The organism is Streptomyces sp. NL15-2K (assembly GCF_030551255.1).
Taxonomy (GTDB): Bacteria; Actinomycetota; Actinomycetes; order Streptomycetales; family Streptomycetaceae; genus Streptomyces.
This window is the reverse complement of record NZ_CP130630.1, coordinates 8,524,642-8,542,953: the sequence shown is the minus strand read 5'-3', so window position 1 is coordinate 8,542,953 and position 18,312 is coordinate 8,524,642. Positions and strand designations below refer to the sequence as shown.

General features: G+C 66.5%; 16 protein-coding genes. 8 read left to right on the top strand and 8 right to left on the bottom strand.

Annotated elements, in window-relative coordinates; all coding sequences use genetic code 11:
* Positions 1 to 341 precede the first annotated feature (341 nt).
* Positions 342 to 629, bottom strand: a complete 288-nt coding sequence (gene rpsO / locus Q4V64_RS38425) for a 30S ribosomal protein S15 (RefSeq protein WP_030753863.1) — start codon at positions 627 to 629, stop codon at positions 342 to 344.
* Between the two features lie 411 nt (positions 630 to 1,040).
* Between rpsO and Q4V64_RS38420 the strand changes: the two genes are divergently transcribed.
* Complete coding sequence (locus Q4V64_RS38420) at positions 1,041 to 1,340, top strand: DUF397 domain-containing protein (protein ID WP_124438826.1); 300 nt, start codon at positions 1,041 to 1,043, stop codon at positions 1,338 to 1,340.
* 66 nt (positions 1,341 to 1,406) lie between these two features.
* Here Q4V64_RS38420 and Q4V64_RS38415 read toward each other — a convergent pair whose 3' ends face one another.
* Positions 1,407 to 2,903 (bottom strand): PQQ-binding-like beta-propeller repeat protein, encoded by a 1,497-nt coding sequence (locus tag Q4V64_RS38415; protein ID WP_124438827.1) that lies wholly within the window; start codon positions 2,901 to 2,903, stop codon positions 1,407 to 1,409.
* Positions 2,904 to 2,941: 38 nt separating this feature from the next.
* Positions 2,942 to 4,444 carry a type VII secretion integral membrane protein EccD gene (eccD, locus tag Q4V64_RS38410; RefSeq protein WP_124439087.1) on the bottom strand — a complete coding sequence of 501 codons (1,503 nt, stop codon included), beginning with the start codon at positions 4,442 to 4,444 and terminating at the stop codon, positions 2,942 to 2,944.
* A gap of 319 nt (positions 4,445 to 4,763) precedes the next feature.
* On the opposite strand from eccD, the gene eccCa reads away from it, so the two are divergent.
* The 5 genes from eccCa (at position 4,764) to Q4V64_RS38385 (ending at position 12,598) form a co-directional block, all read left to right on the top strand.
* The gene (eccCa, locus tag Q4V64_RS38405; protein WP_124438828.1) at positions 4,764 to 8,738 is read left to right on the top strand and encodes a type VII secretion protein EccCa; all 3,975 of its coding nucleotides are present in this window, start codon (positions 4,764 to 4,766) and stop codon (positions 8,736 to 8,738) included.
* Between the two features lie 75 nt (positions 8,739 to 8,813).
* Positions 8,814 to 9,044: a hypothetical protein gene (locus tag Q4V64_RS38400; RefSeq protein WP_124438829.1), complete on the top strand. Its 231-nt coding sequence runs from the start codon at positions 8,814 to 8,816 to the stop codon at positions 9,042 to 9,044.
* A gap of 202 nt (positions 9,045 to 9,246) precedes the next feature.
* Positions 9,247 to 9,756 (top strand): hypothetical protein, encoded by a 510-nt coding sequence (locus tag Q4V64_RS38395; protein ID WP_124438830.1) that lies wholly within the window; start codon positions 9,247 to 9,249, stop codon positions 9,754 to 9,756.
* On the top strand, positions 9,756 to 12,035 hold the full coding sequence (locus tag Q4V64_RS38390; protein WP_124438831.1) for a hypothetical protein: 2,280 nt from the start codon (positions 9,756 to 9,758) through the stop codon (positions 12,033 to 12,035). The genes Q4V64_RS38395 and Q4V64_RS38390 overlap by 1 nt, the downstream gene beginning before the upstream one ends.
* Positions 12,036 to 12,190: 155 nt before the next feature.
* A complete protein-coding gene (locus Q4V64_RS38385) occupies positions 12,191 to 12,598 on the top strand; it encodes a hypothetical protein (protein ID WP_124438832.1) in 408 nt (135 codons plus the stop codon).
* 29 nt (positions 12,599 to 12,627) lie between these two features.
* Here Q4V64_RS38385 and Q4V64_RS38380 read toward each other — a convergent pair whose 3' ends face one another.
* Positions 12,628 to 12,942, bottom strand: a complete 315-nt coding sequence (locus Q4V64_RS38380) for a transposase (RefSeq protein ID WP_253266845.1) — start codon at positions 12,940 to 12,942, stop codon at positions 12,628 to 12,630.
* Between the two features lie 408 nt (positions 12,943 to 13,350).
* Positions 13,351 to 13,812: an ATP-binding protein gene (locus Q4V64_RS38375; protein ID WP_124438833.1), complete on the bottom strand. Its 462-nt coding sequence runs from the start codon at positions 13,810 to 13,812 to the stop codon at positions 13,351 to 13,353.
* A gap of 225 nt (positions 13,813 to 14,037) precedes the next feature.
* On the opposite strand from Q4V64_RS38375, the gene Q4V64_RS38370 reads away from it, so the two are divergent.
* The gene (locus Q4V64_RS38370) at positions 14,038 to 14,892 is read left to right on the top strand and encodes a helix-turn-helix transcriptional regulator (protein WP_124438834.1); all 855 of its coding nucleotides are present in this window, start codon (positions 14,038 to 14,040) and stop codon (positions 14,890 to 14,892) included.
* Positions 14,893 to 14,902: 10 nt separating this feature from the next.
* Positions 14,903 to 15,091 carry a DUF397 domain-containing protein gene (locus Q4V64_RS55485; protein WP_124438835.1) on the top strand — a complete coding sequence of 63 codons (189 nt, stop codon included), beginning with the start codon at positions 14,903 to 14,905 and terminating at the stop codon, positions 15,089 to 15,091.
* A 375-nt stretch (positions 15,092 to 15,466) separates the two neighbouring features.
* Here Q4V64_RS55485 and Q4V64_RS38365 read toward each other — a convergent pair whose 3' ends face one another.
* The 3 genes from Q4V64_RS38365 to Q4V64_RS38355 all read right to left on the bottom strand — a co-directional run bounded on the left by Q4V64_RS38365 (position 15,467) and on the right by Q4V64_RS38355 (position 17,544).
* Positions 15,467 to 15,769, bottom strand: coding sequence for a WXG100 family type VII secretion target (locus Q4V64_RS38365; RefSeq protein ID WP_124438836.1), 303 nt, complete (start codon positions 15,767 to 15,769; stop codon positions 15,467 to 15,469).
* 80 nt (positions 15,770 to 15,849) lie between these two features.
* The gene (locus Q4V64_RS38360) at positions 15,850 to 16,191 is read right to left on the bottom strand and encodes a WXG100 family type VII secretion target (protein WP_124438837.1); all 342 of its coding nucleotides are present in this window, start codon (positions 16,189 to 16,191) and stop codon (positions 15,850 to 15,852) included.
* 144 nt (positions 16,192 to 16,335) lie between these two features.
* Positions 16,336 to 17,544: a S8 family serine peptidase gene (locus Q4V64_RS38355; RefSeq protein WP_124439088.1), complete on the bottom strand. Its 1,209-nt coding sequence runs from the start codon at positions 17,542 to 17,544 to the stop codon at positions 16,336 to 16,338.
* Positions 17,545 to 18,312: the final 768 nt, after the last annotated feature.

Genomic DNA, 18,312 nt, shown 5'->3' with positions numbered 1-18,312 from the left:
CTCCGTCTGGTGCGGGCCGGTCTTCGATCGAAGCACCCGGGGCTCGTGCCCACGGGGGCCACTACCGAGGACCGGCGGCGGCGAGGCGCGCTTCTCCTCGTTCGTCTTGTGATGTTCGTGCGTCTGGTGATGTCGCCCTACCCCTGTGGGCTCGGGTCATCACGCTCTGTCGTACGTAATGCGTTGTTGCGTTGTGCTACCACACTACAAAGCGTCAGTGACACTCCGCACGTTTCGCACGTGCGGCGCCTGTGCGCAGAGCCGTGTGTACAGCAGCAGAGCCGTGTGTACAGCAAAGGGAGCGGTCCCCATACCCCGGGAACCGCTCCCCTCAAGGCGACTTACTTGGCGCCCGCCGCACCGCGGCGGATGCCGAGGCGGTCGACCAGCGCACGGAAGCGCTGGATGTCCTTCTTGGCGAGGTACTGCAGCAGGCGGCGGCGCTGACCGACCAGAATCAGCAGACCACGGCGGGAGTGGTGGTCGTGCTTGTGGGTCTTGAGGTGCTCGGTCAGGTCGGAGATCCGACGCGACAGCAGAGCGACCTGGACCTCGGGGGAGCCGGTGTCACCCTCCTTGGTGCCGAACTCGGTCATGATCTGCTTCTTCGTAGCGGCGTCGAGCGACACGCGTACTCCTCATAGTCTGTGAATGGCCACCGAGTGCCCCCGGTCTTCATCGCGGGGAAGCTTCCGTTACTCGGGAGGCGGGGATCCGCTGGGCGCGGCCTCCAGGGCCTGGGGCTCCGGGGGCGCGTACACAAACGGCCACCGCACAGCTTACCAGCCTGGCACGATGCCTCTGTCCGGGGGCGGGAGCGGGCTCAGGGCGACCATGGCGCCCGGCGCGGGTCCGGTGCCGGGGCGGTGTGCGATCAGCGTCACTTCCGTCAACTTCACGTTGACACTCGTGGGGTGGACGGGAGTTCGACGCGTCCGCCGGCGCCCTGGGCGTACATCCGCGAACCCCTGACCAGGGGGAACGGCTGCAAGTAGGGTGGCCGCACAGCTCGTTGGCACAGAAGGAAGGACCGAGCCGCGATGGCCGAGGCCGAGGACAAGGAACAGCTCAAGGCGCGCAAGGAGCGAGAGAGGGACGAGCTGTACGCCCTCGACATCTCCGGCGTCGAGTGGCACAGCGCGCCGGGCACCGAGGAGCACGAGGAGCGGGTCGAGATCGCCTACCTTCCCGGCGGGGCCGTGGCCATGCGGTCGTCGCTCGATCCGGACACCGTGCTGCGGTACACGGAGGCGGAGTGGCGGGCGTTCGTGCTGGGGGCGCGGGACGGGGAGTTCGATCTGGAGCCGGCGCCGCACAATGGGGGGCTCTCCGCGGAGTGAGCGCACACCAGGGGGGGCGGCACGGGTCCGTGCCGCCCCCCCCTGGTTCGTTCCTGGTTCGTTCCGTCAGTGCTTGAGTCCGGCAGGCCCGATGCCGATGGCCATCAACACTGAATCCGTGGGGTACTCGTCGTCGCGGACCAGTTCCCGCTTCGCGAAGAAGACTCGCCCCTTTTCAAAGATGATGTCCGACTGTTCCGGATCGCTGAGTTTGAACTCGTCGTCCTCCGGGAGTGTGAAGAAGAGGTACGGGGTCTCCTTGTCGGTCCGCGGGTTCCAGCTCACCACAGCCGCCGGTCCGATGTTGCCCGAACCCCGCCGGTAGATCAGCAACTCGTCGCCGTTCATCCTCAGCGGATAGACCATCTGCAGATCACGCCCGTCGAACTTGCCGGCGGTCTTGCCCGACTTGAGGTCGAACGCGATGATCCAGTCATCCACCTGTTCGGTGCCGAGGTCTTCCTTGCTCATGACGTAGGCCTGGGTCCGTCCCACGACCACTCCGTCGCAGTTCTCGAACGTACCGAAGTACGACAGCGCGAAGTACCGGGCGCCGCACTTGGCGTCATAGCCGGTCAAGGAGATGGTGGCGACGTTCTTGCCCTCGCCGTCGAGCGAGATCAGATCGGTCACCACGCTGTCTCCCGCCGCCACGGCGAGCACCGGCGGATCGGACGAGGGCAGGTAGACCGTCTGGACTCCACTGGCGACCCTGTGCGTCCACTGGACCTTGCCCGTGCGCGGTTCCAGCTTCTGGACCTGGTACGTGGTGTCGGGCAGCTCTCCGCAGCTGAGCAGGGCCAGCAGTGCGCGTCCGCCGGCGAAGGCCTTGTCCTCGCACTTGGAGGTGGTCGTGCTGTTCCAGAGCTGCGTACCGTTCTTCATGTCGTACGCCACGGAGCCGCGCCCCCAGGCCACGGCGACGACGCCCTTCGTCAAGGTGAGATTGGTGTTCGTGACGTAGGCGGTGTTCGCCGCGGGCATCTTCTTCTGCCACAGCTTCTTGCCGGTGTTCAGGTCGAAGAACACCACCTGATCGCAGACGCCGTCCTTCTCCGAACCCTTGGGCTGCGGGGGCTGGATGACGACCGCCGTACGACCGTCCGCGGTGACGTGCCTGCTGGTGGCGCAGATGTGGCCGCCCAGCTTGAGGGTCCAGGCCATCTCGTCGGCATCGAGGGCGATGTTGTAGCCCTCGATGCGGGTGGCGACGCCCTTGGCGAGGATCTTGTCCGTGGCCCAAGTGCCGGGCGCGTAACGGGGGTTGGCGTCGGTGCTCTTGGAGAGGTTCTCCTCGTCGTGCTCGATCATCAGCCGGCCCTCGGGGGAGCTGGGGACCTTCTCGGTCGTCTCCCTGATGTCGTCAGGCGCCTGCCGGGTCGCCGACGGCTTGTCGTCCGACGGCCGGTCGCCGGACCCCGACCACATGAGCGCACCGCCCGCGCACAGGACGACGGCCACCGCGGCCACCACGCCGAAGACCCGCCTGCGGCGCCTTGCCCGGGCCTGGTCCGCCGCCAGCGTCGACTCGGTGTATATCGATGGAGGTGGGCCGAAGCTCACGCTCGAGAGTCCCTTCACTCAGTGCCGGCACGGCCGGATCAGCTCGTCATCGACCGTGCGGTCGTGTACACGTCGAAGACGGCGAGTGCCAGCGGCACCAGGGTCAGCAGCACGAAGCCCTCGGCGATCTCCAGGAAGCGTCCCCAGAAGGGGGTGAGGCCGCCGCGCGAGACGATCAGGCCGATCGCCGTGACGAGCGCGGCCGCCGCGGCGATCGCCGCGACGAGCCAGATGGTCCGGATGTCGAGGTCGGCGCGGTCGCCCGTGAGGGCCTCGCGGACGATCGAGTGCGGCGGGTTGAGGGCCAGCCCGAGGCCGAGCAGCACGAGGCAGGCGAGACCGCCGGCCAGGACGGGGACGACCTGGGCGGTGTACCGGAAGAGGTGGGCGCGCATCAGCAGGGCCATGCCGGTCGCGAGGGCGAGGAGTTGGGCCCAGACGTTCGAGGAGAAGCCGAGGACGGCCGAGGAGCCGACGGCGATCAGCGCGCAGCCGCCCACCAGGCCGACCAGGAGTTCGTGTCCGCGCCGCGCCTTGGCGGTGACCCGCTCGGCGTCGACCGGTTCCTGGGGCGTGGGGTCGGTGTCGTACGCGCTGCGCGGGGCGGTGTTCGGGGTGTCGAAGCCGATCGGGAGCCGGGCGAAGCGCATCGAGAGGCCCGGCAGGAAGGCCAGGCCTCCGACGGCGATCGGGGCGCACAGGGCACCGATCTCCGAAGGCGTCCAGTCGGCGAGGGTCGCCGCGAACACGGCGAGCAGGCCGATGGCGGAGGCGAAGACGAAGGCGACGAACGGGCCGTCCCCGCTCGGCGAGCACAGGGTGAGCAGGACCGAGGCCAGCAGCACCGCCGCGCAGGCGAGGAGGAACTGAAGCTTGCCGATGCCCTGTCCGTCGGCGAGCGGCAGCAGACCCGAGCCGGCCACGCCGACGTTGGGGAGGGCGCCGAGTCCCAGGGCGATGGCCGAGGCCCGGTCGTCGTAGACCCGCGCGCGTACGCACGCGAGAACGACCAGGAGGACACCGGCGACCCCGGCGAGGATGCCGGGCAGGCTGTGCATGTCGTGGAGCGGGTCGCCCATCCAGGCCACGAAGGCGAGCAGGACCGGCAGTACGCCTCCTCCGACGAGGCCCGCGGCGCGCGTCAAGTCGCCGCTCCACAAGGTGCGTTCGCTGGTCACGGCGGAGGCGACCGCTTCGGAGACGTCGTCGAAGACGGCGGGAGGCAGCGACTCGGAGAAGGGACGCAGCGTGAGGAGTTCGCCGTCGAGGATGCGCTGGGCGGTGAAGGAACGGGAGCTGTCGAGGACGGTGCCGTCCCGGCGTACCAGGTGGTAGCCGACGGGTGCGCCCTCGCCGGAGCTCTGCTGGGAGAGCCTGAGGATCTCCGGATAGATGTCCGCGACCGGGATGTCGTCGGGCAGGGCCACGTCGATCCGGCTGTCGGGCGCGACGATCGTGACGCGGCAGAAACCGAGACCCGTGCCCGCACCGGCGGGAGTTCCCGTACCGGGTCCTCCGGTGGCTGCCGCGGAGGCCGTCATGCTCACCTGCTGCTCCCCCTCAGTGATGATTTTGTGCCTACGGTAGGGAAATCCTGCGTGATTTCCCCCGCCTCCTGTGACCGACGATGCGGCGAGGCGGCGAGAACGGTGCCGTCGTGCCGTCGCCGGGGTTCCGCATCCCGCCAGATCGCGCGGAATGCCCCATTGCTCCAGCTCAACTCCCGTGTGCTGACGCGAACATCCGGCACCCTACCGCCCCCTCGTGTCCGTCGAAGTCAGTAGGATCACGCGGCGGCCTGCGTCCGCCTGACACGGGGCGGCGGACGGACTCTCGGGCCGGCCAAGGGAATGGGTGACAGTGAGCCACATCGTCGTGAAGCGCCCGCCTCGGGCGCTGCCGTCCGAAGTGTCCACGCAGGAGATCGTCCTGCAGCCTCCGCCCGAACTGCCGCGGGGGCACCAGGAAAGCGTGCTGATGCAACTCCTGCCGACGCTCGGCATGGGTGGCTCGGTGGTCTTCTTCTTCACGAACGGGCAGCCGTTCATGAAGATCATGGGCATGATCATGATCGCTTCGACGATCGCCATGTCCATCGCGATGGTGATCCGCTTCCGCCGCGGCTCCCAGGGGCAGTTGGCGGACATGCGCCGCGACTACCTGGGCTACCTGGCGCAGACCCGGCGCACGGCCCTCGACACGGCCAAGGCACAGCGCGACGCGCAGTACTTCCTCCACCCCTCCCCCGAACAGCTGTGGGCCCTGGTCGCCGAGGGCAGCCGGGTGTGGGAACGGCGGCCCGGCGACGAGGACTTCGCCCAGGTCCGCATCGGCCTCGGCTCGCAGTCCCTCGCCACCACCCTGGTCACCCCGGAGACCGCCCCCGTCGAGCAGCTGGAGCCGCTGACCGCGGGCGCGATGCAGCGCTTCCTCGCCGTCCACAGCACCCTGGACGACCTGCCGATGGCGGTCTCGCTGCGCGCCTTCTACCACGTCACGATCAGCGGTGACCCGCAGTCCGTACGGTCCTCCGCCCGGGCCATGGCCGGCTCGCTGGCCGCGCTGCACTCCCCCGAGGACCTGCTCATCGTGGTCGCGGCGGGCCGCCAGGCCCTGCCCCACTGGGAGTGGGCCAAGTGGCTGCCGCACACGCAAGCGCCCGGTGCCGTGGACGGCGCGGGCAGCCGCAGACTGATCGACAGCGACACCCGCGAGCTGGAGAACCTGCTCTCCACCCGGCTGACCGGCCGTCCGCGCTTCCACCCGAACGCGGCGCCCCTGCCGGAGGAGCCCCACATCGTCGTCGTACTCGACGGTCTGTCCCTGCCCCCCGACTCGGTCCTGGCCAACCCCGAAGGGCTTCAGGGCGTCACCGTCCTCGAGGTCGTGCCCGGCGACCTGACCACCGGCGGCGGCGAGCTCTCCATCGTCGTACAGCCCGAGGCACTGCACCTGGAGTCGGGGCACGGTGCCGTCTACGAGGGGACTCCCGACACCCTCTCGTACGAATCCGCCGAGGCCCTCGCCCGGCAGCTGGCCCCGCTGCGGATGGCCTCCGGCGGGGACGACGGCGAACCGCTGCTCGCCAACCTGGAGTTCACCGACCTGCTGAACCTCGGTGACGCGGCGTCCGTCGACACCCAGCGCACCTGGCGGCCGCGTTCGCTGGCCGAGCGGCTGCGCGTGCCGATCGGCGTCGGCGAGGACGGACGCCCCGTGATGCTGGACCTCAAGGAGGCCGCGCAGGAGGGCATGGGCCCGCACGGTCTGTGCGTGGGCGCGACCGGCTCCGGCAAGTCGGAGCTGCTGCGCACGCTGGTACTGGGCCTGGCGGTGACGCACTCCTCGGAGACGCTGAACTTCGTCCTGGCGGACTTCAAGGGCGGCGCGACCTTCGCCGGCATGGCGCAGATGCCGCACGTGGCGGCCGTCATCACCAACCTCGCGGACGACCTGACCCTGGTCGACCGCATGGGCGACTCCATCCGCGGCGAGCTCAACCGCCGCCAGGAGATGCTGCGCGACGCGGGCAACTACGCCAACATCCACGACTACGAGAAGGCGCGCGCGGCGGGCGCGGCGCTGCAGCCCATTCCGTCTTTGGTGCTGGTGATCGACGAGTTCAGTGAGCTTTTGACGGCGAAACCGGACTTCATCGAGATGTTCGTGCAGATCGGCCGCATCGGCCGTTCGCTCGGCGTGCACCTGCTGCTGGCCTCGCAGCGCCTGGAGGAGGGCCGCCTGCGCGGTCTGGAGACCTACCTGTCGTACCGGGTCGGTCTGCGTACCTTCTCCGCCGCCGAGTCCCGGGCGGCGATCGGCGTACCGGACGCCTATGAACTGCCGAACGTCCCGGGCTCCGGCATCCTGAAGTTCGGCACGGGCGAGATGGTGCGCTTCAAGGCGGCGTACGTCTCCGGCGTGTACCGCTCGGGCACACAGCGGGCGGCGCTGGGCGGCGGCCCGCTGCCGGTGGACCGGCGGCCGGTGCTGTTCACGGCGGCCGAGGTGCCGGTGCAGTACGCGGCGGTGCCGCAGCAGCGCCCTTCGGCTTCGGACGGTCCGGAGGTCGCCGACGCCCTCGCGGACACCGTGCTGGACGTGATCGTGCGCCGGCTGGAGGCGCAGGGCCCGGCGGCCCACCAGGTGTGGCTGCCGCCGCTGGACAGCCCGCCGTCCCTGGACGGGCTCCTGCCCGGGCTCACGGCGGTGCAGGGTCGCGGGCTCACGCAGCCGGGCTACGAAGGCGCCGGCCGCCTGGTCGTACCGGCGGGCCTGGTGGACAAGCCGTACGAGCAGCGCCGCGACCCGCTCTGGGTCGACTTCTCCGGCGCGGCCGGCCACATGCAGATCCTCGGCGGCCCGCAGTCCGGCAAGTCGACGCTGCTGCGCTCCCTGATCTCGGCGTTCGCGCTCACGCACACGCCGTACGAAGTCCAGTTCTACGGCCTCGACTTCGGCGGTGGCGGTATGTCGGCGGTGGCCGGACTGCCGCACGTGGGCGGAGTCGCCTCGCGTCTTGATCCGGAGCGGGTGCGGCGGACGGTGGCCGAGGTGTACGGGGTGCTCACGCGTCGGGAGGAGTACTTCCGTTCGTCGGGCATCTCGTCGATCGCGGAGTTCCGGGCACGGCGGGCCCGGGGCGACATCTCGGTCACGGATCAGCCGTGGGGGGATGTGTTCCTGGTCATCGACGGCTGGGGCAACTTCCGGGCGGACTACGAGGCGATGGACCAGGTGATCCTCGACATCGCGGCGCGTGGTCTCGGGTACGGCATCCACCTGATCCTGACGGCCTCACGCTCCATGGAGGTCAGGGCCAACCTCAAGGACCACCTGATGAACCGCCTGGAGCTGCGGCTCGGCGACACGATGGACTCCGAGCTGGACCGCAAGGTGGCCGCGAACGTGCCCGCGGGGGTGCCCGGCCGCGGACAGGCGCCGCAGAAGCTGCACTTCATGGCGGCGGTGCCGCGCATCGACGGTCTGACCTCCGACACGGACCTGGCGGACGCCACGACGGCGCTGGCGACCGAGGTCTCCCGGCACTGGCAGGCGCCCGGCGCGCCCGAAGTCCGTCTGCTGCCCCGCGAGTTCCCGGCCGAGCAGCTGCCTCCGGGCAATCGCTTCCCGCGCCGCGGGGTCGCCTTCGCCCTCGACGAGGACAACCTCGAGCCGGTCTTCGTCGACTTCGAGCAGGACCCGTTCTTCCTCGTCTTCGGCGAGAGCGAGTCGGGCAAGTCGAACCTGCTGCGGCTGCTGATCAAGCAGGTGACGGAGCGGTACTCGGGCGACGAGGCCAAGCTGTTCGTCATCGACAACCGGCGCTCACTGCTGGACGTGACGCCGTCGTCCCACCTGGCCGAGTACATCCCCATGTCCAACGCCATGGACCACCACATGGCCGCCCTGGCCGACCTGATGAAGCGTCGCACACCGACGGCCGACGTCACGGCACAGCAGCTGCGGGACCGGAGTTGGTGGCGCGGGCCGACGGTGTACGTCGTCATCGACGACTACGACCTGGTGGCGACGTCGAGCGGGAACCCGCTGGCGGGATTGACGGAGCTGTTGCCGTTCGCCCGGGACGTGGGGGTGCGGTTCATCATCGCGCGGTCGACGGCCGGCGCCGGGCGTGCGTCGTACGAGTCGTTCATGCAGCGCGTGAAGGAGCTGGGTGCGCAGGGCGTCGTTCTGGCCGGTGATCCGGGTGAGGGGGATCTGCTGGGTGGGGTTCGGCCACGGCCGATGCCTGCGGGGCGGGGGGTCTTTGTTTCTCGGCGGCGGGGGAAGCCGTTGGTGCAGGTGGGGTTGGTGGCGGAGAGGGTGTACTGAGGTGTCGCTCTTGGATCCTGAGTTGTCGTCCGTGGTGTCGGGAGGGACGTACTAATGGTGGGTGTGGGGATCTTCATGGTGCTGATCGCGCTCTGGCTCGGAGGCATGGGCCTGGCCGACCAGAAGGCGCTGTGGTGGCGATTCCAAGCCCGCCGCTTCAGCGATCCGGAGGCGAACGAACCGTCGGAGACCGGATACCGGGCTCGTAGGTTCCTGCTGCTGTCGCTGGCACTGGTGATCTTGGTGATTGCGGTGGTGTGGTTCACCCAGATCGATTACTTGCAGTCGGGCGGCGTACGGGATTGATGTGAGATGGCGGTGGGGAGCCCGAAGGTTCCGTTTCATCGCCGTTAAGCCATACAGCAGTGATTTGCAGGACGAACAGTGAGATCTGTGAACTCGCTTGAACTGAGTTCACGGATGTGGCGTGTTGGTAGCTTGGCGGACAGTCCCGTCCAGGAGGGCGGGCTTCACGGGGACCACGGGGACATGGAGAAGGGGTCTGCGCATGGCGTGGGATGAGTGGGAGCAGCTGAAGGCGCAGGCCGCTCAGGGCCAGTCGGCCCGGATGCAACTGAATCAGCTGGATGGCGGCGGAGGCTACACCCCGGATCCCAGTTCGTACGGAGACCTCAAAGCCAATCAGAGCGACCTGTCGAACATCGGCCAAAAGGCGTTCACCCTGTACAACGACCTGTGGAACAACGGGCGCAGGGCTGTGCCCACCAGCGAGACAGCCGCGGCAACACTGTCCAAGGACGGCTTCGCTCTGGGCGGTGCACTCAAGCATGTGGCAACGCGCTGGGACGAGCAGCTGTCCTCCCTCAGGGACGCGTGCGCACATATTTCCAACCACATGACCGTCACCAAGAAGCTGCATGCGGAGGACGACCATTACATCCGCCGCCAGATGAGCAGCATCGACCTGCTGGACGCGGGCTTCGACGAGAGGGTCGGTGACCCGGGCAAGAAGAATCCGGTCTACGGCGACTCCGGCGAGAAGAAGGACAAGAACTGATGGATCTCGACGCTCTTCGTTTCGCCAACTTCAGTCAGCTCGACACAGCCATCGACGACTGGTCGACGATGGTCGACGACCTCGCGACGCTCAAGGACGACGCCGATAAGGGCCTTCAACGGGCCGCCAACAAGGCCAACTGGGCGGGCTACAACGCCACCGTGTCGAAGGAGTTCATTGGCAAGACGGCCGGCGAGTTCTGGGACGCCCACACTCAGGCGAAGTCGATCTGGAACATCCTTCGGGACACACGGAACGAACTGAAGAAGTACCAGGACGACCTGAACGACGCCATCGACCGCGGCCTAAAGAAGAACTTGACGGTGGTGTCCACCGGGAACGGTGGATTCACCGTCACCATGAACATCCACCCCGATCGCGCAGCAAAGGGTACAGCTGTTCCCGAGCACGATGAGAGCGACGTCACCGCGTTGCGTGACGAAGTGCAGAGGATTCTCAACGGGGCGACGGAGAGCGACAACACGGCCAGCACTGCCCTCAAAGCCATCGCCGACCAGAGCGCGGTGGGCTTCTCGGACGCCAACTACAAGGACCGCGACTCTGCGGACGAGGCCATCAAAAAGGCCGACGAACTGGCCAAGCTCGCCAAGAAGGATCCGGAGAAACTGACACCCGCCGAGTTCGACAAGCTCAACGACGGGCTGGAGAAGTACGCGAACGACCCACTGTTCTCCGAGCGGTTCGCCACCGACCTCGGGCCGAAGGGGACCCTCGAGTTCTGGGCCGGGATCAACGACCCGCACAAGGCAGCCCAGTTGGGACAGGGACGGGTCGACCAGTACGACGAGCTGCAGCGCAATCTGAGCCTGACGCTGGCCAGTGCCACGCAGAGTGACTCGGCCACCATGACGGATTGGAAGAGTCAGATGATCGCCCTCGGCGACAAGCCGATCGGCGGGCAAACCGGGCCCATGGGCTTCCAGGTAATGAGCAACCTCATGCGGGCCGGCGACTACGACGACGCGTTCCTCAAGAGCTACGGCACCGCCCTCATGGCAACCGAGCGCAAGCTCACGGGCAACGGCGAGCACGCCAACATGGCCTGGCAGCACATGGGCATGGACACCTGGCTGAACCGCATGGGCGAGGATAGCGGTGACGATCCGCTGACGGGCTACCTGAAAGCACTGTCCAGTAGTCCGGACGCCGCCACGGACTTCTTTAACGAGGAGTACCTGCCCAAGGACGACGACCACAAGTCGGCCATCTCCAACTTCAAGTATCTCTTCGAGGATCGGGAGTGGCCCCAGGAGACGAACCTCAAGGGCGACGAGATCCACCCTGGCCAGAACAACCTGGCCATGGCGCTCGAGGCCGCGACGACCGGGCACCCGGCGGGCGAGCTGCCTACGGCGGACACCCCGGCGCACAACGAGCAGCAGGCCAACCTCATGGCGAGTGTGGTCAAGTCCATCAGCGAAGACCCCGGCCGCCTCACGGACAAGGGCTACATGTCCGACAGCATCGGGCAGATGGCGTCGGAGTACCTACCGGACATCAACCGCGCCACGACGGACGTCAAACCGGATCCGAACTCCGAGCCGTGGCAGCAGATCGAGAAGCTGTTCCCCGTCGCCGGCGCATCGGCACAGATGGATCACGCCGATGTGTCACGCTTCCTGATCTCGGTCGGGCAGAACCCGGAGGGCTACTCCGCTGTGGAGGTCGGGCAGAAGGCCTATATGGCCAACCTGATGGACTACCACCTCAATCCGGACCTCCCTCAGGACCAGCGGTACAACGCAAGCATGGAGGACACTGTCAAGGAGATCTCCCGGCGGTCGGCGGAAATCGGCGGTTCCCTGGCCATCGGACGCCAGGAGGCCGTGCTGGGTCCCGCGAAGGAAAACGACGACGCCTACAACCACGCCGTCTCACAGTGGCAGAACGTCGCGAGCGGTGTCGTGGGCACGGGTATCGGAGTGGGGACGAGTTTCATCGCAAGCCCGGCAGGGGGTGCCGCGGCGGGTGGCGCCGCCGGTACCGTGACCAGCGTCGTACTCGGCGAGCTGTTCCAAGACGTCCAGGGCAGCGACCTCGAGGGCAGCGGGCTCGACTCCGCCAAGCTCTGGGAAGACAGCCGTGAGCGGAATATCGCTCTGGCGCAGCTGGCCGCCGCCGAGGCGGCCAAAGCACACCATTCCCCGCACTCGGGCCAGGTCGGCGGATGGGCACTCGACGCAACTCAGAACGGCTTCAACGATGCCTCCACGAATGGGCGCCATATGGCCGACGACCTTGAAACAGAAATCCCCTAACTAGGACTCCAACAATGCCGTGCATCCGCCCTCACTCCCGTTTGGCCCGCACCGTCGGGCTCTTGGTCGCTGGCCTGGCTCTGGCAGCTTGTTCTTCGGGATCATCGGAGCAGAAGCGGGAATACGCCGTTCCATCCACCCTATGCGGAACTGCCGTGTCTTCCTCAAGTCTCGAACCGCTCCTTCCTCCGGGGAAGAAGATCTCACCCCTGAAGAGCGGCCCCACTGGGTTCACCCGTTGCCGACTGATGGTCGACGGAAGAGTTGCCGTCACCAGCATCATCGAGCAATGGGAGTCAGGGAGCACACTCAGAAACTTGGCCTACAGCACTTACGGTCTACGGTCCGACAGCGTCAAGAAGGAAGGGTCGAGGTACATCATTTCAGACTCGACCGCAGTGGGACACGCCTCGTGCAGCAAGCAGGAGAAGAAAGGACACGAAATCTTCACGATGATCAGGAAGGAACACGGCTCGGTCGACGCAGCAGCCATGGAGAAGGTCATTACCGAGTTCACCAGTGAGGTTTCCAAGTCTAAGCAGTGCTCCGATTCTGACGCTTGAACCAGATCGGCCAGATTTCGCCGGAAATGCTATGCCCGATAGCCACCAGCGACCGTACCCGCGGCCAGCACTGCCGCAGCCGCGCAAAAGCGTGTGGCAATCCAAACGGCCCTCTCCATGATGACCGCATACAGGGCCTGGTCGATCCGGCACCGTCGCTCCAGCAGCACGGGGAAGAAGCTCCCCGACTGCAGCTTGGGGATCGCGATGTCCAGGTCGCCGGCCTGGGTACTGAGCGTCTTTTCCCAGTGCCCGTTGCGAAACGCGGTACGGCTGTCGGTGCGCTCGTTCCATTCCGCGCCGATCCTCACGGCGGCCTCTGCCTCGATCAGCTCTTGAAGCATTCGCTCAGCCACACCGCGGACGAGTTCGAGCCCATCCGCAGAACGTAGTGACTCAAGCAACCGGAGTAGGTCCTGCTGGGACAGGGCCACCCTGCACCTCCCGCGTTGAACTGGCAGCACTACGGAGAGCTGCTTGGTGGCCCGCCTTGCAGGCAGGGGCGGAAGCCACGTCACCACGCGCCCCCGGCGCACTCCCTAGCCGTGATCGGCTGCACCACGACAAGGGACACCATCAGCTGTGAGCTTGGCGAGCCGTTGCTACAAGGGCTACACCACTGAGAGCAGAGTTGTCGGTGGGTGATCAGGCAGCTCAACGAGGAGAGTTTTTGGCGGATCTGCACCAGCTCCGAGGCCCCCCAGTTCATGCCGGTCACCGGTGGAGCGATCCGCCAGTTGCCCCCAACTGCTCTACCGCATCGCCTTCCGGCCCGCACCGACTTCGAACCACAGCAGTTTCCCCTTGCCGCGGTCGAGCAGGCTGTCACCGAGAGCCCATCCACCCCACGAGTCGGCGTACTCCTGGATGAGGAACAACCCACGCCCACCGACGGAGTCCGCCGGGGCACGCTCGACACGGTCGCCGAGTGGCTTGTCGAATGGGGCAGGGATGTAGCAGCTCGTATCCCATACGCCAACCCGCAGCCGCCCACCCCCAAGCGCAGTCAGCCGCAGGGAGGCGGGGCCCTTGGTGTGCCGGTAGGCGTTGGTAACCAGCTCGGATGTCAAGAGTTCGACCACGTCCAGCACTTCGGGCATACCGTGCCCATTCAGTGCTGCTCGTACGGTCATCCGTGCGACGCGTGCGGCGCGCGGGTCATGAGGCAGACGGAGGGCGTAAACCCAGGTGTCGGGCGGGGATACGGTGACCATGAAGGGGCTCCTGGAGGAAGAGGAAGGGACTTGGCTTCGCTCAACAGCTCCGCCCAGCGGCGGCATTGCCTGGGTTGAGGCACTTCCGTCTTATCGGCGCGGGCAGTTGGCTGCGTGACACACACCATAGAGCGTGCGATGTGATACTTAACATCGAACGAGCGCTAGACTTCACAATTCCCTCCTGTGGGTGACCGCGGGAACGCCACGACGAGAGAGAACCCAGTGCCACCCAGCACTACCCCCACCCTGCGCCAGCAGCGGCTAGGTGCCGAACTGCGCAAGCTCAGGGAGCATTCGGGGCTGACCTCGACGGCGGCCGCACAACTGCTCGGCCTCAAGCAGGGGCAGCTCAGCAGCATCGAAGCGGGCCGCTACGCCGTCAGCGCCGACCGCGTTCGCACGCTAGCCCGTACGTACAGCTGCGCTGACCCGGCTCTGGTCGAAGCCCTCGCAGCGATGACTGGCGGCCGCACTCGCGGCTGGTGGGACGACTACCGGGAATACTTGCCCGTTGGGTTGATCGACCTTGCCGAACTTGAACACCATGCGACTGCGCTGCGCGTGGCCCTGGCCCTGCACATCCCCGCTCTGCTGCAAACCGCGGATCACGCACGAGCCATGCTCCGAGAGGCTGTTCCGCCCTTCCGTCCGTACGAACTTGAGCACCGCCTCTCGTACCGCATCAAGCGGCAGGAGGTCCTCCACCGCTCAAATGCGCTCCCCTATACGGCGCTACTGCATGAGGCGGCTCTGCGCATGCAGTACGGCGGACCCGAAGTCGCCAGCGCACAGCTCGCTCACCTTCTTGACCTGATCGACCAGGACAACATCACCATCCGCGTGATCCCGTTCACCTCGCCTCATTTCCCTGGGAACGGGCAATCCTTCGACTACGCTGCCGGGCCGGTCCCCCAGCTCGACACAGTCCAGCTGGACACCCATCACGGCGGCTGCGAATTCCTGGACGCAGAGGCCCAGTTGGTGAAGTACCGCACCGTGCTGGACCGAATGGAATCCTGCGCTCTCGAGACCTCCGAGTCACGCAAGATCATCGAGAACATGATGCAGAAGCTCTGAAAGGGACGACATGCACACACTTGCCTGGCAGAAGTCGACCTACAGCCCGGACGGCTCGAACTGCGTCTACGTCGCCGCCGCTCCCACCGGCACGATTCACCTCCGCGAAAGCGACGAGCCGGAGGTCATCCTGGCTACGACTCCCGCCGCTCTGCATGAACTGATACGCATATTCAAAACGACGCAGAAGCCACATTGACGCTGTGCCGCCCGTAACCTGCACATTTGAAGATCTCCAGTGCGATGACGTTGCGAGCCTTGTGATGGAGGCGTTGAAGGCCGGCGGCCGTCCGTCCAAAGCCACCGCGCCACTGACGGCAGACGATCTGGTGGGCCTGTTCCGGGTTGTGCCCTGCCGTTCACGCGGATCGCCGGGGGCGGACCAGACCGTAGCCGTGTTATCCCACACCAATGCGGCGGACGCCGCAGCGCCGTCCCGGAGTCCTTGTTCGGTGCCCCCGTCACGCCGGGAGAGCCCGCCCGAGCACAGCCCTGCGGGAGTCCGGTTGCCGGGCATGACACAGGGTGGGCACCTCCCGTGTGTGCCCACCCTGGTCCTGCAGACTGCTCGCTTCTACTGGAAGTAGCTGGCGCCCTTCAGGTCGCCGCCGCGGTAGTCACCGCCGGCGGTGTGGACCCGCTGCGAGATGGTGACCAGCGCCTGGTGGATGCCTCGGGCGTGGCTGTCCCACACCTTAGTCTTCTTGGCGAACTCGTCGTGTGCCTCGCCGCCCCAGCCCGCGGACACATCGAGCACGGCCTTCTTCAGGGCCTCGAGGTCTTCCTCGAGCTTCTTGGCCTTGTCACCGAGCTCGGTGGCGAGCGCGTCCATGACGCCGTACGTGACGGCAAGGTCGTCGTAGTGGACTCCGGACATGATTCCCTCGTTTCTGTGACGATTTCAGCCGGACTTGACAGCCCGAACAGCGGATGCGGCTCAGGGCCGCGAATGGTTCCTCAGTAGCTGTTGAGCGCCGAAGTCTTTCCACCGAGGTCGTCCACCGAGATCTTGGCGATGTCGGATTCGATCTGGTCCTCGAGGTTGCGCTTGTCGGTCTTGGTCATCTGGATGCCCTCGAGAAAGTCGTCGAGCATCCGGCCGATCGCGGCCATGTGGGAGTTGATTTCCGTCTGCTTCGTGTTGAAGGCGTTGGCGCCCTGGCCCGTCCACGCCTTCTCGATCATGTCGATCGTTCCCTGCAGCTGGGCGAGCGTCTGCCTGATCGAGTCGTATCGATCGATGACATTCGTCTGGAGCTTCTGTACCTGACCGTCGTCAAGCTTGCGGCCGTCAGCCATTTCGGGACTCCCTTTCGTGAGAGCTGTGGTTCATTTCTGCGTGCGTCACCGAATGGTGATGCACTGGTCGTCGCACTTCCGTACCGGTGTGGCCGGCCTGCGTCGGAACTGTTGTGTGCGACGGGATCAATCGCGCGTGATTCGTCATGCGCCACGCCGCGAACGAACCACGGCGAAGGCACCGCCTCCGATCACGACCACAGCGCCCGCGGCTCCAAGGGTTATCCACATGGTGTTGTCGGAACCCTCTGAGCTTGATTTTGCAACTGAAGTCTGGCCGCCTGAAGTCTTCTTCTGTGCTTGTGACGAGGCTGAGACGGAAGGGGACGGAGAGGTCGAGGAGGAGGCTTCCGTGACGCCGGTTCCGTTCTCGTAGCTAAGGGGGTCCGTGTTGGCAGGACCCGGATTGACGCTGTTGTTTTCCAGCACCTTGCGAGGGCGGACCAAGCCGTAGCCCAGGTAATTGCTCGGCTGGTCCTTCGGCCAGTCGCGGCCGGCTGTGTCGATCAAACTACGGAGAACCTGGTTGGCCGTCCAGTTGGGGTGGGCGGACCAGATGAGGGCGGCGGAGGCGGAGGCGATGGCGGCGGCAATACTTGTCCCCTCTTTCTCACAGTACGAGCCAAATGTCGCGTCACACCACACCGGGGCGTTGAGGCCAGGGGCTGCCAGATCGACATAGTTGCCGTGCTCTGAGAAGTCTCCGACTTTGCCTTCCTCATCGGCAGCAGCCACACCGACAACATAAGGGTAGGCAGCCGGATAGCCGATGAAGTTTTTGGTTTCAGCCTCGTTGCCGGTGCTGGCGAACAACAACTTCCCTTTGGAGTGGGCGTACTTGACGGCCTTCTCCTCGTCCGGGTCCAGGATGTCACCACCGAAGGACATGCTCATGATCTGAGCATCACTGTCAGCGGCAGCCTTGATCGCATCCGCCACTGAAGGGGTCTTCTTCTTGTCGGTGCTGTTCTTCACACCCTCGGTGACCACTCGATAGGGGACGATCTTCGCGTCGGGAGCCAGGCCCTGCAGGCTGCCTCCGGCGCCCGTACCGGCAATCAACTCCGCCATGGTCGTGCCGTGGCCGGTGTAGTCCTCGGTCGCGTTATACGAAACCGCCTGCGGCACCTCATCTCCGAGCACTTGGCCCTTCAGCGATGAGGTGTCGGGATTCACTCCGGTGTCCAGCACGGCAACTTTGATGCCTTTGCCTGTGCTGATCTTCCACATGCCTTGGGCGTCCATCGCGTTCAAGTACCACTGCTTAGACTGAACGTCTGCGGCGACCGCACTCGGAGCCAGCCCCGAAGACACGATTACGAAAGCACCGAGAACCGCGCACGCGGTGGACATCCGTCTTCCGGCACGTCCTGCGAAGAACGCAGTCAATCCGCCACGTGGGCTGGTCCCTGTCATGCCTCTGTAAATCCTCGCTCTTATTCAGTCAGTCACTGGTGGCGCGTTGCGCTGCGGGGTCTCCGGCTGAGACTCACCCTCACGAGCTTCGCGGTTAGTGTTCCGTCGATTCGCCGTCCGGCCGTGCGGGGCGTCCCCACCGCCTCCGGCCGGTCCACCGCTTCTCGCTGGTGGGGTTCGCCCCTTGGGCGTTCCGACGACGCCGTCAGGATTGCCCGCAGGGGGTCGGGCAGTCTGGCCCGGACGAGTGCCGGGAGTGGAGTTCGGCGCCCCGATAACTCCGCGCTGCCCGATCTGGCCGGCGGGCGTACGGGAACCTGTGTTGCCCTCGGCGCCGACGACCGTACCGCGGGGGACCCTGGAACCGGTCGCCCCTTGAGAACCTGCGGCGGGCCTTCCTCCGACGACACCATTGCCGCGCGCCGCACCTGTGGAACTCGCACCACCCGCGCGGTCGCTCGCCTGCCCCCCGCCGATGGGACGAGCTGTTCCACCGGAGACGCCTCGCCCCGTGGGAGACCTGTCTGCCACCGTGGGGCCGCCTCGGATTCCCGACGGCCCCGTACTGGTGGCACGCCCCATCGGACCTGTGGTGCTACGCCCGCTGGCGGGGCCACTCGGAGTGGCCGTGCGGCCCTGTGCCTGGATAGGAGACTTGCTACCGGTCGCGCCGCCAAGTCCCGGGGCGCGGCTGGTCGGTCCGCG

Excerpts from the sequence above, each read along its gene's own strand:
- Q4V64_RS38375 (WP_124438833.1), bottom strand. The coding sequence starts at position 13,812 with ATGGTCACCGTATCCCCGCCCGACACCTGGGTTTACGCCCTCCGTCTG.
- eccD (WP_124439087.1), bottom strand. The coding sequence starts at position 4,444 with ATGACGGCCTCCGCGGCAGCCACCGGAGGACCCGGTACGGGAACTCCC.
- Q4V64_RS38360 (WP_124438837.1), bottom strand. The coding sequence starts at position 16,191 with ATGGCTGACGGCCGCAAGCTTGACGACGGTCAGGTACAGAAGCTCCAG.
- Q4V64_RS38380 (WP_253266845.1), bottom strand. The coding sequence starts at position 12,942 with ATGCTTCAAGAGCTGATCGAGGCAGAGGCCGCCGTGAGGATCGGCGCG.
- Q4V64_RS55485 (WP_124438835.1), top strand. The coding sequence starts at position 14,903 with ATGCACACACTTGCCTGGCAGAAGTCGACCTACAGCCCGGACGGCTCG.
- Q4V64_RS38355 (WP_124439088.1), bottom strand. The coding sequence starts at position 17,544 with ATGTCCACCGCGTGCGCGGTTCTCGGTGCTTTCGTAATCGTGTCTTCG.
- Q4V64_RS38365 (WP_124438836.1), bottom strand. The coding sequence starts at position 15,769 with ATGTCCGGAGTCCACTACGACGACCTTGCCGTCACGTACGGCGTCATG.
- Q4V64_RS38420 (WP_124438826.1), top strand. The coding sequence starts at position 1,041 with ATGGCCGAGGCCGAGGACAAGGAACAGCTCAAGGCGCGCAAGGAGCGA.
- Q4V64_RS38390 (WP_124438831.1), top strand. The coding sequence starts at position 9,756 with ATGGATCTCGACGCTCTTCGTTTCGCCAACTTCAGTCAGCTCGACACA.
- Q4V64_RS38400 (WP_124438829.1), top strand. The coding sequence starts at position 8,814 with ATGGTGCTGATCGCGCTCTGGCTCGGAGGCATGGGCCTGGCCGACCAG.
- Q4V64_RS38395 (WP_124438830.1), top strand. The coding sequence starts at position 9,247 with ATGGCGTGGGATGAGTGGGAGCAGCTGAAGGCGCAGGCCGCTCAGGGC.